Origin of the sequence: Microcoleus pseudofavosus SVA1_A4, from assembly GCF_036700565.1 — a bacterium.
Lineage (GTDB): Bacteria > Cyanobacteriota > Cyanobacteriia > Cyanobacteriales > Microcoleaceae > Microcoleus.
In genome coordinates, this window is record NZ_JAUBPE010000055.1 from 1 (window position 1) to 15,193 (window position 15,193).

A 15,193-nucleotide genomic window follows, 5' to 3' on the forward strand; every position below is an offset into this window, starting at 1 on the left:
GAGTTTGAAACGTTCTACACTAAGAACATTCTGCTTAACGAAGGCATTCGTGCTTGGATGGCTCCTACCGACCAACCCCATGAAAACTTCATCTTCCCTGAAGAAGTTCTGCCTCGCGGTAACGCTCTGTAAGCAGCGCGAAGCATCAAAAATTCCAACATTTTAAAAGGGTAAGATAAAGCAATTTAGGCTTTACCCTTAATGTTTAAAAAGCTCCTGCCTGGTGGCGGGAGCTTTTTGTTTCCAGGATTTGATAAACTCACCTACTCGGGACTTATAGCAGAAGAAGGGCAGCGGCGGGATTGGGAAATGCTAGAATTATGGGCCGAACAAGGAGTGATTCGGTTGAAATACTTGGACGAATCCGGTTGCTACTGTCAAAACCCTACCGACTATAGCTATAGTCGTCGTGGCAGTCAAAAACGATTGCGCCAAACACGCCGACGAGGCAGACGCATCAAGATATTGGGGGTGTGGGAACCACAGAGTCACGACGAATTAGCCTGTCGCGTGTTTGAAGACGAGTACGAATTATCCTAAGCCATTATTAAAGGGGTTAATGCTAGAGCCAGATCGGGCAATTACCAAGTCGAACGTTTTATATTTAATTAGGTTGACCTACTTATAAACGTGCAAAACCTCCTCCCTTTTTCAGTTTAGGAACGCAATCGCTCTAATGCTGAGGTGTTACTGCATTGTTGCATAATGCAGCAATGCAGTAACAGTGGGATACTGCTCAATAGTGGAAATCTACTAAATTTAGTACCTCATTTCTTTTCAATTTTTTTGAGCTAGCATTATTCGGGGTTTCCCAAAACCCCAACGCTCTCAACGTTTAAGAATTTTGCGGTTTTATTAACTTGTCTATTGCTAACGGGCACAATAAAGAATAAATGCTTGTACACCAATGTTTAACCGCGTCACAGATATCACCCCATCAGAACTGAAGTTGGCGATCGTCCGCGAGCCCCTGATAGTTAAACCAGATACGACGCTAAAGTCGGCGATCGCCCAGATGAGTGGCGTGCGGACTATCTGTGATACTGCCCAAACTGTGGATGAGCAACTGGATGAACTCCTTCTAGAGGCCCGATCGAGCTGCGTATTGGTGGTGGAAGACGGACGATTGTTAGGTATTTTGACAGAGCGGGACGCGGTGCGCCTGATTGCCCAGCAGCGTTCTCTGGAGGAGCTATCGATTCGCGGGGTGATGGCATATCCAGTCATTACCCTGCACGAGTCTGCTTTTACCGATTTATTTTTTGCCAGTAATCTGCTCCAGCAGTATCACATTCGCCACATACCCATCTTGGACGAGCACGATCGCCTCGTGGGGTTGGTGACTCATGAAAGTCTGCGGCAAACCTCTCGCCCTGTAGATATCTTGCGGTTGCGCCTGGTGTCTGAGGTGATGACGAGTGAGGTCATTTGTGCCGCGCCGGACAGTTCGATGCTGGAGATCGCTCAACGGATGGCAAAGCACCACGTCGGTTCTGTCATAATTGTGCAACCCGGTGGCAGCCAAGCCGCACCGCTACACATTCCGGTGGGGATTCTGACTGAGCGGCATATTGTACAGTCTCAGGCATTGGGCTTGAATCTAGAAACCTGTATGGCTCAAGCGGTGATGAGTACGCCGATTTTTGCCGTTAGACCCGACGATTCGCTCTGGACTGTGCAGCAGATGATGGAGCAGCGATCGATCGGGCGGTTGGCAGTGACGAACCAGCAAGGAGCGCTATTGGGCATCGTCACCCAGACCAGTTTGCTGCAAGCCCTCAACCCACTGGAACTCTACAAGCTGGCCCAGATGTGGGAAGAGAAAGTAGTGCGCCTAGAGACAGAGAAGGCTCAACTGCTGGAAAATCTCTTAGAGCAAGAAGTAGAAACCCGGACGATCGCCCTCAAAGCTAAGGCCGGGCGAGAGAAATTAGTCGCAGATGTGGCCACGCAAATTAGATCGTCCCTGAGCCTGCAAACAATTTTAGATACAACTGTAGAACAGGTAAGGCAAGTGCTGGGCTGCGATCGCGTCAATATTTGGCAGTGTGAAGCCGATTGGCAAACCATTGCCGTAGCAGAGTCCACCGACTCGTCCATGTCTCTGATCGGCGAACGGATTAACGATACCTGCTTTAATCAAGACCAGGCTGAGATTTATCGTCAGGGGCGGATTCGCGTCGTACCGGATATCTACACGACCCGAATGTCAGACTGCCATCGGGATCTGCTGATCCGCCTCCAGACACGAGCCAAAATTGTGGTACCCCTGCTCTGTGGCGATCGGTTGTGGGGCTTGCTCATTGCCAGCGAAAGCCAGCACCCCCGCGAGTGGCTACCAGAAGAAGTAGAACTGCTGCAAGCCTTATCCGTGCATCTGGCGATCGCCATCCAGCAAGCCACCACCCACCAACAGTTGCAGGAGGAACTGAGGGAACGACAGGAGGCCGAAGCCCGCCTGCGAGAGAGCGAACAACGCTATGCTACTCTTGCTGCTGCGGCTCCGGTGGGGATTTTTCGCACCGACGCGGAGGGGCTATTCACATATATCAACGATCGCTTCTTTCAGATCGCCGGAATCGCACCAGAAAACGCCATTGAGAAGGGATGGCAACAAGCGCTGCACCCCGACGATCGCGATTGGGTGATCGCCCACTGGGAGCAATACATTCAAGATGAAAATCCTTTTCAGCTTGAATATCGCTTTCAACGTCCCGACGGTGTGGTGACTTGGGTATATGGGCAATCTCTTGCCGAATGGAATGCAGAGGGGCAAGTAATCGGCTATGTAGGCACGGTGACAGATATTAGCGATCGCAAACAAGCTGAATCCCTCCTGCAAAAGAGCGAAGAACGCTACGCCACCCTAGTAGAAGCCGCTCCAGTAGGGATTTTTCGTACCGATGCTGCCGGCAACTGTCTCTATGTCAACGATCGCTGGTGTCAGCTCAGCGGACTCACGCCCAAAACCGCCGCCAGAGAAGGATGGCGACAAGGGCTACACCCCGACGATCGCGATGCGATTTCTGTCGAGTGGTATCAATCTGCTCAAGACAATCGTCCCTTCCAGCTTGAATATCGCTTTCAACGTCCCGACGGTGTGGTGACGTGGGTATATGGGCAATCTGTTGCCGAACTGGATGCAGAGGGGGAAGTGGTCGGCTATGTAGGTACTGTTACAGATATTAGCGATCGCAAGCAAACTGAACTCGCCCTGTCTCAACTGGCAGCTATTGTCGAGTCGTCTGCGGATGCCATCATCAGTAAGACTTTAGATAGCGCGATCGTTAGCTGGAACGCAGGGGCAGAAAAACTATTTGGTTATAAGGCTCAGGAAGTCATCGGTCAATCGATCCTCCTACTGATTCCCACTGAACTCAGAAATGAGGAATCATCCATTATGGAAAAAATTCAGCAAGGAGAACCGATTCATTATTATGAAACTGTGCGACAAAACAAAGATGGAAAGTTAATGGATATTTCGTTAACGGTTTCTCCTATTAAAGACGCGACTGGAAAGATCGTTGGCGCATCAAAAATTGCTCGGGATATTAGCGATCGCAAACTTGCCGAAGCCGCCCTGATCCAGAGCGAAGCCCAAAGCCGAGCTATATTAGCAGCAATTCCAGACTTCATGTTTCGCATCGGTGCCGATGGTATTTATCGGGGGAACGTGACAGCCAATCGTGAGATCGACGTTCTCGGTATAGATGTCAATACCCTTGGTGTAGCGATGGTGGATGTTATATCAGGAGAAATTGCGACCCGACATCTACATTACCTAGAGCAAGCCTTAAGCACAGGAGAACTGCAAGTTTACGAACAACAGGTTCCGATTGGCGATCGCATCCAATATGAAGAAATCCGCATCATCAAGAGCGGCGAAGATGAAGCCCTGTTTATGATTCGAGACATTAGCGATCGCAAACTTGCTTTATCCGCCCTGATCCAGAGCGAAGCTCATCAGCGAGCCTTAATTAGTGCCATTCCCGACTTGATCATGCGTATCGATCGGGCAGGTATTTACCTAGAATTTGTGACCACCTCTTCTAACTTTCATGTGCTGGGTAATCTGTCTGAGGTAGTAGGAAGCCATGTGTCTACCACCCTGCCTCCTGACCTAACGCAAAAACGCATGGACTTTATCCAACTGGCGCTAGAAATGAATTCTATCCAGATTTACGAACATGAACTCTGCATTGATGGCAGAAAGCAAATCGAGGAGGTACGGGTTGTTCCCTATAGTAAAGACGAAGTCTTGGCACTGGTGCGAGATATTAGCGATCGCAAACTTGCCGAAGCCGCCCTGATCCAGAGCGAAGCCCAAAGCCGAGCTATATTAGCAGCAATTCCAGACTTCATGTTTCGCATCGGTGCCGATGGTATTTATCGGGGGGGCGTGACACCCAATCGTGACATCGACTTTCTCCCCGCAGATTTCGATACTGTTGGTTTGGCGATGGTGGATCTTGTGCCAGCAGAGATTGCAACCCGAGATCTGCACTACCTAGAGCAAGCCTTACGCACAGGAGAACTGCAAGTTTACGAACAACAGGTGCATATAGGCGATCGCATCCAATATGAAGAAATCCGCATCATCAAGAGCGGCGAAGATGAAGCCCTGTTTATAATTCGAGACATTAGCGATCGCAAACAGGCTGAACAAGCTTTGATGCTTTCTCAAGAACAATTAAGCTTAGTTTTAAAAGGCTCCAATGAAGGTTGGTGGGATTGGAATCTGATTGACAACAACATCTACTACTCTCCCCGTTGGTGGGGGATTTTAGGGTATGAGCCTGGAGAACTTGAGGGTGCGCCCGATCTATGGCAGCAACTAATGCACCCTGATGATTTAGATCGGGTCAATCAGTTTCTGCACCAACAAATAACAAATGGTATTGAGTCTTACGAGGTCGAGTTTCGTTTGCTGCACAAACAAGAACATTATGTTCCAGTGATTTCGCGTGGTTTTATTTTGCGGAACGATCGCGGCACTCCCGTTAGGATTTCGGGTACTAATACGGATTTGACAGAACTCAAAAAGGTTGAAGAACAGCTTCGCCAACTCAATCAAGAACTAGAAGCCAAAGTCGCAGAACGCACCCAAGAGCTTTGGCAAGTCAACAGCCTGCAACGCGCTATCCTCGATGGGGGTGATTATTCCATCATTTCTACTGATTTAACTGGCATCATCCAGACCTTTAATACCGCATCTGAAAGGATGTTGGGTTACAGTGCCGCAGAAATGGTAGGCAAAGTCACACCCGCAATCATCCACGATGTAAACGAGGTAATCGATCGGGCCGCATCCCTCTCAGCCGAACTGGGGCAAGATGTGCCTCCGGGCTTTGAGGTTTTTGTTGCCAAAGCACGCCAAGGCATTGTCAGCGAAGAAGAGTGCAGCTATATCCGCAAAGATGGCTCTGGCTTTCCTGTGTCGCTATCCATCACCGTCCTCAAGGATGCCAATCAGCAAATTATCGGCTTTTTAGGCATCGCCAAAGATATTAGCGATCGCAAACGAACCGCAGCAGAACTACAGAAACTATCAGATCGTCTCGCCTTGTCTCTCAAATCTGGAGCGATCGGTTCTTGGGAATGGAATCTTGGACAGAATACCATCCTTGGGGACGATCGGATGTACGAACTGTTTGGCCTCACCAAACAATCGGATTCCTATATGGTCTACGACTTTTGGATGAACACGCTACATCCCCATGACCGCACCTCCACCGAAACATTGCTCCAGCAAGCCATCTTAGGACAGGCAGAATACGATACCGAGTATCGGGTGTTGCATCCTGATGGCAGCATCCACTTTATTAAAGCCAATGGAGTGGTGGTGCCAGATGCCCAAGGCAATCCCCAGAGCATGATCGGGATCAACTTTGATATTACCGATCGCAAACAAGCGGAACTCGAACGGCAGCAGTTAATTCAAGAACTATCCGCTTTCAAACTCGCCCTCGATCGGTCTGCCATTGTCGCCATCACCGATGCTCAAGGGGCGATATCCTACGTCAACGATCGCTTCTGTGCAATCTCTGGCTACTCCCGCGATGAACTCATCGGTCAAACCCATCGCATTGTCAACTCTGGCTATCATCCCCCTGCTTTTTTCCAAGACTTGTGGCGCACCATTACCAGCGGTCAGATTTGGCGCGGTGAAATTTGCAATCGAACCAAGAACGGTAGCCTGTACTGGGTTGCCAGCACCATCGTCCCCTTTCTGGACGAAGGCGGGCGGCCTTTTCAGTATCTAGCCATTCGCTTCGAGATTACCGCCCGCAAGTTGGCTCAAGCAACGCTTCAGCAGGAAAATACTTTCCGTCAACAAATTGTAGAAAACATGGCAGAAGGGCTGTGCGTTTTCCATGAAGTCAAGGAGTTTCCCTTTGTCCGCTTCACAGTCTGGAATCAGCAAATGCAAGCGATTACAGGTTACAGCTTAGAAGAAATCAACCACTTGGGTTGGTATCAAACTGTTTACCCGTATTCAGAGGCTCAAGAACAGGCGATCGCCAACCTCAGACAGATGCAACAAGGGGAACACCTCGCGCAAGATAGGGAAATCCAGCGTCAAGATGGGCAGAAACGCACAATCGCCATTTCTGCCTCAATCCTATCGAGCAACGACGGACTGATTTATACACTGGCATTGATTCAAGACATTACCGATCGCAAACAGATTGAGGCTCAATTAGCAGAGAGTGAAGGTAAATTCCGGCGGCTAGTAGAAGGAGGTAAAGATGTGATTTGGTCATCTGATAAAGATGGCATTATCACTTATCTATCACCGCAATTCAAGAATGTTTTTGGCTGGGAAGAGAGTGAATGGATTGGTAAGCCGTTTAGAGAGCTGGTGCATCCAGACGATATCCTATTCGTGCATAGTGATTACGAGCAGAATGTCAATTTTTCTAAAAACTCAAGTCATTCTGAGTTCCGACATCACCACAACAATGGTAATTATATTTGGGTAAGAACCAGCATCACAGCTATTAGAAATGCTGAAGGAGTAGTGATTAATATCCAGGGAGTTTTATCGGATATCACCGATCGCAAACAAGCCGAACTGAGATTGGAACAACAGGCAAAACAGGAACGCTTGCTGGGATCGATTACTCAAAGGATGCGGTCATCTCTGAACCTGAAGGAGATTCTCAAGGTCACTGTTGAGGAAATCCATCAGGTTTTGCAATCAGATCGAATGCTAGTCTATCGCGTGTTTCCGGGAGGAACGGGGGCTGCCATTGCGGAATCTGTTTTGCCAAAATGGCCGCGTATTCTGGATATCGTCTTTCCTGAAGAAGTTTTCCCACAAAAGAACTACGATCGCTATCTCCAAGGAAGAGTGTATGCCCTCAGCGATCGCGAAGATGAAAACCAGTCAGTCTTACCCTGCTTGATTGAATTCCTCGAATCCATCCAGGTCAGAGCTAAACTTGTAGTTCCAATTATTCTGAATCAAACCCTCTGGGGATTACTGATCGCCCATCACTGCGATCGTCCGCGCCAGTGGGAAGATTGGGAAATTAATTTATTTAAACAAACGGCTAACCAATTAGCGATCGCCATTCAGCAGTCTAATCTTTTTGAGCAATTACAGACAGAATTAGCCGAACGTCAACGGGCAGAAGCCCGACTGACCGAAACGAACGCCCAACTCGCCATCTCTAACGAAGAACTCGCCCGTGCTACCCGCCTCAAAGACGAATTCCTCGCCAACATGAGCCACGAACTCCGCACTCCTCTCAATGCCATTCTGGGTATGAGCGAGGGGCTACAAGATCGAGTCTTTGGCAGCATCAACGAACCACAAATGAAAGCTTTACAAACCATCGAGCGCAGTGGCTTTCACTTACTAGAATTAATCAACGACATTTTGGATGTCGCCAAAATTGAATCGGGTCAAATGGAGCTGGATTGCACCCCAGTTTCTGTCAATCATCTCTGTCAATCCAGTCTGGCATTTATCAAACAACAAGCCATGCAAAAACGCATCCAGCTTGGCATTGAACTGCCACTCAATCTGCCAGACTTATTGATAGATGAACGCCGCATCCGCCAAGTCTTAATTAACCTACTCAACAACGCCGTCAAATTCACCCCAGAAGGAGGACGGATTACCCTAGAAGTCAGCCGTCAACAGCGCCAGGCAGATCCCAATTCTGCCGATTCCCCACCTCATTTTTTTGCCAAAGAGACCCTGCAAATTGCCGTCATCGATACGGGCATCGGTATTGCCCCAGAAGATATCAACAAACTGTTTCAGCCCTTTATCCAAATCGATAGCGCCCTGAACCGCCAATATCAGGGGACAGGCTTGGGGCTTGCCCTGGTGAAACGCATTGTCGAACTCCACGGCGGGCAAGTGTTGCTCACCAGCGAGGTGGGTGTAGGAAGTTGCTTCACAATCGACCTTCCCTGCACTGCTGGTGCGCCCTCCTCTCGTGAGCTAGAATCCCAGACAGAGCCCCGCATCGAACCCAGCGGGCCCGAACAGGAAGGCTCTCCCTTAATCTTGCTGGCCGAAGACAACGAAGCCAATATCAGTACGGTTTCGAGCTACCTGAGAGCTAAAGGCTATCGCATTCTTTTGGCTAAGAATGGAGAGGAGGCGATCGCCCTGGCCAAGTCGGAAAACCCCAATCTAATTCTGATGGACATTCAAATGCCTGGTATGGATGGTCTAGAAGCTATGCAGCAGATCCGCCTCGATCCTAACTTAGTCGATGTGCCGATCGTTGCCCTAACTGCCTTAGCCATGACGGGCGATCGCGATCGTTGTCTTGCCGCCGGAGCCAATGATTACCTCACCAAACCCGTTAAGCTGAAGCAATTGGCAGCCACCATTCAACAGCTTTTAACTTCCCAGAGAAGATAATTCATGAATGTACCATCTGTTTTGGTCATTGACGACGAACCTGATAATTTTGATGTGATTGAAACTCTCTTGAACGATGGAGACTATCAATTGCATTACGCTGCCAGCGGGCAAGAAGCGATCGCATCCCTGAACCTATTTCAGCCAGATGTGATTTTGCTAGACGTGATGATGCCGGGAATAGATGGCATAGAAGTCTGCCAACGGATTAAAGCCATGTCGCAATGGGAGCCAGTTCCCATCATTATGGTGACGGCTCTAACCACCAAGCAAGACCTGGCCCGCTGCTTAGAAGCTGGTGCAGACGACTTCATCACCAAGCCCGTCAATGGTCTTGAACTGCGTGCCAGAGTTAATTCCATGCTGCGAATTAAACAACAATACGATCGGATAAAAACTCTATCCAACCTGCAAGAAAATACGATTAATCTCTTACAAAATAACTTGGACGACTTATGCGGTAATTTAATGTCCACCCTGCCCCATGAAATCAACACCCCTCTCAATGGAATTTTTGGGGTAATTGGGTTACTGATTGATGACTACAAAAACATGAGTATAGAGGAAATTGACGAGTTATTGATAATGGCTCAACAATCAGCACAAAGACTAGAAAATTTGACTAAAAGATTTTTGCAATATGCACAGTTAGAGATGTTCGCTAGTAATCCAATAATTTCTGAAGTAAAAAATACACATCCTACAAAAATCTCAACTCAACTTTTAATTGAAAGTGTCATCAACGCCAAAGCTGAAAGTTTCAATCGTGCAGATGACGTGGTTGTAGAGGTTGAAAATGTAGAAATTTTTATGAGTAAAAAAGATTTTCTGTGCGTTGTCGATGAGTTGTTAGAAAATGCCTTTAAATTCTCTCAAATAGGTACGCCCGTGAAGGTAAGCAGTCAATTAAAAAAGGGGGAGTTTCACCTATCGATCTCCGATCGCGGACGAGGAATGACAGAAGAACAAATTGCCCAAATAGGAGCATTTGCACAATTCGATCGCAAGTATTACCAGCAACAAGGCATCGGATTAGGCTTAAAAATTGTCAAGAAAATTATTGAAAATCATGGAGGTGAGTTCTCAATTTCGAGTGTCTACCATCAAGAGACAACGGCTCACATTAAATTGCCTTCGACAAGATAGTAGTTATGAATAAACCTTCTATTCTAGTCATTGATGACGAACCCGATAACTTTGATGTCATTGAAACACTCTTAAGTGAGCAAGATTATGTGCTGCACTACGCTGCCAACGGTCAAGAGGCGATCGCTTCTCTAGACCTATTTAAGCCAGATGTTATTTTGCTGGATGTAATGATGCCAGGGATAGACGGCATAGAAGTCTGTCAACGCATTAAAGCCATGCCGCAATGGGAGCCAGTTCCCATTATTATGGTGACAGCCCTGACAACCAAAACGGATCTCGCAAGATGTTTGACTGCTGGGGCGGATGACTTTATCAGCAAGCCCGTTAATCGCTTGGAGTTAATAGCAAGGGTGCGATCGATGTTACGCATCCATCAGCAATATCAGCAATTAGCAACCTTCAATGCCACGCTAGAAGAAACGGTGCAACAGCGAACAGCTCAGTTGCAAACTACGATCTTCCAGGATGCTCTCACACAGTTACCCAGTCGGATTTTCTTACTTCAGAAGTTGGCTGAGGTTTTACAAGCTGGGGAATCCTCCTTTGCGGTGGTTTATCTAGACTGCGATCAGTTCAAACTGGTGAACGGTTCCTTTGGTTATGCTGTTGGCAATCAATTGCTGCTGGCGATCGCGGAACGGTTACAGTATCATCTGCGCCCCGGCGACGTGTTGGCGCGTATGGGTGAGGATGAGTTTTGCTTTTTGCTGTATCAATTGGATGGTGCGATCGCCCTTGAGCCATTTATCGAAGCTATTCTTCGGAGCTTTGATACATCGTTTGTGGTTGCCGATTGTGAAATCTTTATGACTGCTTGTATGGGCATTGCTTTAGGCAGTAGTGCTTATCAACAACCGGAAGAACCTTTGCAAGATGCCGATACGGCAATGTATAAAGCTAAACTTCGTGGGAAAGGCTGCTATCAACTCTTCGATCGCCAGATGTCTTTAGCAATACTAAATCGCCTGACGCTGGAAAATGATTTGCAGCGAGCGCTGAAACATCAAGAGTTTGTCACTTACTATCAGCCAATTGTAAATCTAAAAACCGAAAAAATTTGCGGCTTTGAAGCACTGGTGCGCTGGCAACATCCCGATCGGGGCATGGTTTTACCAGGAGAATTTATCCCCTGCATGGAGGAAACCGGGCTGATTGTGCCAGTCGGGATGGTGGTGTTGAAGCAGGCGTGTCAGCAACTTCGCGCATGGCATGAACGGGGCTGGACGGAGTTAACCATGAGCGTGAACTTTTCTGTGCGGCAATTTGCTTGCCTGACCCTCTTGGCGGATATCGATCGGGTGTTGGCAGAAACTGCCGTTAACCCGGCTCATCTAAAACTGGAAATTACCGAAAGCGCGATTATGGAAAATGCTCAGATGGCGATCGGGCTGACTGAACAATTGCGATCGCGGCAAGTTCAAATCAGCATTGATGACTTTGGCACGGGGTATTCTTCCCTAGGTTATCTGCACCATTTTCCGGTAGATACCCTGAAGATCGATCGCACGTTTGTCAATCAGATCCAGACCAGAAATCGCAATTATCAAGTCGTGGACACCATTATTAAGCTGAGCAATCAACTTAAACTTGCCGTCATTGCCGAAGGTATTGAAACGACTCAGCAACTTCAGTGGCTAAAACAAGTTGGCTGTGAATTTGGACAGGGTTATTTATTTTCTAAACCCCTGGCAGCGGCTGAAATTGAAAGAATTTATCTCACAAGAATAGATGAAAATTCTTGCTAACCTGCTTCAGTCAATGTATTTTAACCGAATCACTGCTTGTTGGGCCCATAATTGTAGCATTTCCCAATCCCGCCGCTTAGCTATAGTCCATTCTGGTAACTTGTTCAGTGCTCGACTGTAGCGAACCCGCTTCCAGACCCACCCCTTTTTTTTGAGCCATCGACGCACCTGTTCGGCTCCTATTTCTACAAATCTATCTTCTAAAAGTTTTTGGCTGATTTGACGGACGCTATATCGACAGGGTTCTTCTACCCATTGCTCTACAGCTTGCCCATCCTCCTCACTCCAACCTCGCTTCGGGCCTCGCCCTGGCGTTTCCCATAATCTTCCTAATCCCTTTTGCGGCAAACGTCTGAGCGTGTTTTTGACTGTATGCTCATGCCAGTTCAGATATAGCAACCGCCACCTAAAAGCGCGGACATTCAAGAACTCATCAATAGAGTCTAAAATCCTTGCTTTATAAACGGTTGGATTCGGATACCATAACTGTCAACTGTCAACTGTCAACTGTCAACTGTCAACTGCTATAACTGGCTATCTGCTGTACTTTCGATCCATGTGCATTGAGTCTTAATGCGATCGCTATGAGTTTACAGCGCGTTGGCACTCCATCAGCCCAGCTTAGTTATCGCTCGGGTTCGGTCTTCCTCTTCATTTAGGTTAATTCGTAACGGTGCAGGCATATTTTTGGCTCTGGTTAGCTGTTCCTCTCATTTTATATTTAATTTGGTTGAGCTACTTATCGAATTATCTGACTCCTGACTTCGACTATACGCACCAATACGCTCATCAACCAGGTTGTTCGATCGCAGTAAAGGGCGAAAACGCAGTGTAGTTTTGTCGCAAAAAACCGGTTTTTCATAAAAATCAGGATTTGGCGGCAACTAATCTACACAGAAACCGGGTTTTTCACCCAAAACAATTTGGTAGCAAGCCCCCGATACAGGCGGCAGCGCGCGAAAAAAGCGTAGCGTCGGATACACAATGCCCCGGATTTATTCGCGACAGCAATCTCAAATCCCAAATCTCAAATCGGAGGAGCCCCGCATGGGGAGATTCCTGTTCGTAGGGTCTAAAATCCGATCGCCCGCTGGCTGTAGAGATCGATATAAAACCTTGCTGCGACAGTAATTTGCCCTCATTTTGCAAAAATCTCACTTTGCATCCCCCCACTTCTAATTCCTTGTGTTATTCTAATAATTGTGACTACTGGAACGATACTCAGAACGCAGGTTCTTCCGGTAACGCTGGCAATGGCTAGCGCACAAATCCTCATACTTAATCTCAGATTAAGATGAGGTGCGTTCCAATACAAACCATTTAGTAAAACGTGGAGGTGATGCTCATGATAGAAAGTAGTAAACGCATGGGTCATCAGATTGGAAACTACCGGCTGTGCGCCGGGGCCGCTCACTAGCAGTCAGCCGTCGTTTCCAACTGGAAACGACTTCCACGGGGAACCAGGCTGAGCTAGGGAATCTCCCGGCAGTCAGGTTCTAATCTGAAGACCCGCTAGACCGCTCTCACCCCAAATAGTGTTAAAGTTTGAGTGTTAAAACTTGAGCCTCAACACTATTGGTGAGAGCGGATAGTTTTTGGTCAGATTTTCCACAGGTGGGCAGTTAATCTGCCATTGTTAATCCCAAAGTTAAAAAAAAAATTATGGCTGACCTACTTAAGGATACTGAAATTAAAGAGCGCGCCAGTCAATTGTCAGGCTGGACGGTTGAAGGCAAGCAACTGCGGTGTACCCGTTCATTTAAAGATTTTCTCGAAGCGATCGCATGGGTGAATAAGTTGGTAGCCCCCTCAGAAGCCGCAGGACATCACCCAGACATCGCAATCTCCTATAACAAAGTAACAGTTAACTTGACAAGTCACGATGCCGGAGGCTTAACTGAGAAAGACTTTTCCCTAGCGCAACAGATTTCTACGTTAGATTAAAAGAGTTCCCGTTTTCGTAACAGGAGCCACTGCATCTAGCGACAGTCCCCGAACGCGGAAAGCTCGCAAATAAAAAATCGACTCTGGGTTAGAATCGGGTGTTATACTAGGTAAGATCATCCGTGGATTTTACCGTACATTACCGGACACAAGACCCAAATATTTTTCTACCCAGAAAATATGATTGTTGTTGAAAAACATTACATAGACAGACAGCATCAATTTTTTCAACAGTTTGATGACTTATCCTTGCGGTCAAAAAATCTCTACAACTATGCTAACTATTGGATGAGGCAACACTTTTTCAAGTCGGGGTCGATGGTGGGAGCGGGTTTAAATCTCAAACAGTTATCTGCGATCGTCAAACCCACCTCCGACTACAAATCCTTACCAGCCAAAGTTAGCAATCAAGTTCTCAAACAAGTTATTCACGATTGGTCAGCTTGGCAAAAGTCAATAAGAGCTTATCACCGGGAGAGCCAGCAATTTTCATCCCGCCCCAAAATCCCCAAATACAAACATAAAACCTGCGGACGTAACTTTTTAATTTATGATAACCAATCGATAGGACAAAGGGGGAAAAAGAAAAATAACGGGCGACTTCATTTATCTCAAGCCGACATAATAATTACCACAAAAGCACGAGATGTCATAGAGGTAAGGATAGTTCCCAAAACCGCAACCTACATGGTTGATGTGGTTTATGAAAAGGCTGTTACCCTTGCGAAATTACACCCCAAACTCATAGCCAGCATAGATTTAGGGATTGATAACCCCGCGAGTACGATCGCAAACAAGCCAACATTTCGGCCAACTATTTATGACGGCAAGCATCTCAAATCAATCAATCGAGGTTTCAACAAGCGCCGAGCCTTTTTACAGTCACAACTAGAAACAGGAAAATATACCACGCGCCAAATCCAGCAAATTAGCTTAAAGCGAAACAAACGAGTAGAAAACTACCTTCATCAAACCAGCAATTTGATTGTCAAGCGTTGTTTGGTGGACGAGCAAATAGGGCAGTTAGTAATTGGCAAAAATGAGAACTGGAAACAAAATGTAGAGTTAGGAAAACAAACGAACCAGACGTTTTGTGCACTTCCTGATGCCAAGCTAATAGACACGATCGCCTACAAATCTGAGTTAGTCGGTATCGAGGTAACAGTTACAGAAGAATCTTATACAAGTAAGAGCAGTTTTTGGGATTTAGAGCCTGTCGGTAAGCAAGAGTCTTATCAGGGTAAGAGAGTTTTTCGCGGATTGTTTCGGTCTGTTCGTGGAACGCTGATTAATGCTGATGTGAATGCAGCATTAAATATGATTAGAAAAGTAAGCGGAAACTCACTATTCTGGGAGTGCAGCAACCGTTTAGAGGTGGCAAGCAGTTTCACCTGTACGGGTTTATCCTGTACAAAAAAAACGCAAAAAGTCCGGTAATCTCAAGCATTGCCCGGTTTTTTGTAAACTG

7 protein-coding genes and 2 pseudogenes are annotated in these 15,193 nt (G+C 47.0%); 8 read left to right on the forward strand and 1 reads right to left on the reverse strand.

Translation table 11 applies throughout. The features are described 5' to 3' along the window. From QUA02_RS21755 to QUA02_RS21775, 6 genes and pseudogenes are all read left to right on the forward strand, one after another. Positions 1–132: pseudogene (locus tag QUA02_RS21755) on the forward strand (photosystem II D2 protein (photosystem q(a) protein)); the annotation flags it as partial. Positions 133–201: 69 nt separating this feature from the next. Continuing rightward, a complete protein-coding gene (locus tag QUA02_RS21760) occupies positions 202–540 on the forward strand; it encodes a hypothetical protein (protein ID WP_333030564.1) in 339 nt (112 codons plus the stop codon). Positions 541–907: 367 nt separating this feature from the next. Continuing rightward, positions 908–8,887 carry a PAS domain S-box protein gene (locus tag QUA02_RS21765; RefSeq protein ID WP_333030566.1) on the forward strand — a complete coding sequence of 2,660 codons (7,980 nt, stop codon included), beginning with the start codon at positions 908–910 and terminating at the stop codon, positions 8,885–8,887. Between the two features lie 3 nt (positions 8,888–8,890). After that, complete coding sequence (locus QUA02_RS21770; protein WP_333030567.1) at positions 8,891–10,033, forward strand: hybrid sensor histidine kinase/response regulator; 1,143 nt, start codon at positions 8,891–8,893, stop codon at positions 10,031–10,033. Positions 10,034–10,038: 5 nt separating this feature from the next. Beyond that, positions 10,039–10,461: pseudogene (locus QUA02_RS33695) on the forward strand (response regulator transcription factor); the annotation flags it as partial. Continuing rightward, positions 10,459–11,781, forward strand: a complete 1,323-nt coding sequence (locus QUA02_RS21775) for a putative bifunctional diguanylate cyclase/phosphodiesterase (protein WP_445305195.1) — start codon at positions 10,459–10,461, stop codon at positions 11,779–11,781. The pseudogene QUA02_RS33695 and the gene QUA02_RS21775, both read left to right, overlap by 3 nt. Positions 11,782–11,787: 6 nt before the next feature. On the opposite strand, the gene QUA02_RS21780 is transcribed toward QUA02_RS21775, so the two are convergent. Beyond that, positions 11,788–12,207: a helix-turn-helix domain-containing protein gene (locus QUA02_RS21780; RefSeq protein WP_333030570.1), complete on the reverse strand. Its 420-nt coding sequence runs from the start codon at positions 12,205–12,207 to the stop codon at positions 11,788–11,790. Between the two features lie 1,236 nt (positions 12,208–13,443). Between QUA02_RS21780 and QUA02_RS21785 the strand changes: the two genes are divergently transcribed. After that, positions 13,444–13,725, forward strand: a complete 282-nt coding sequence (locus QUA02_RS21785; RefSeq protein WP_333030572.1) for a 4a-hydroxytetrahydrobiopterin dehydratase — start codon at positions 13,444–13,446, stop codon at positions 13,723–13,725. A 180-nt stretch (positions 13,726–13,905) separates the two neighbouring features. Beyond that, a complete protein-coding gene (locus QUA02_RS21790) occupies positions 13,906–15,162 on the forward strand; it encodes an RNA-guided endonuclease InsQ/TnpB family protein (RefSeq protein WP_333030574.1) in 1,257 nt (418 codons plus the stop codon). Positions 15,163–15,193 lie beyond the last annotated feature (31 nt).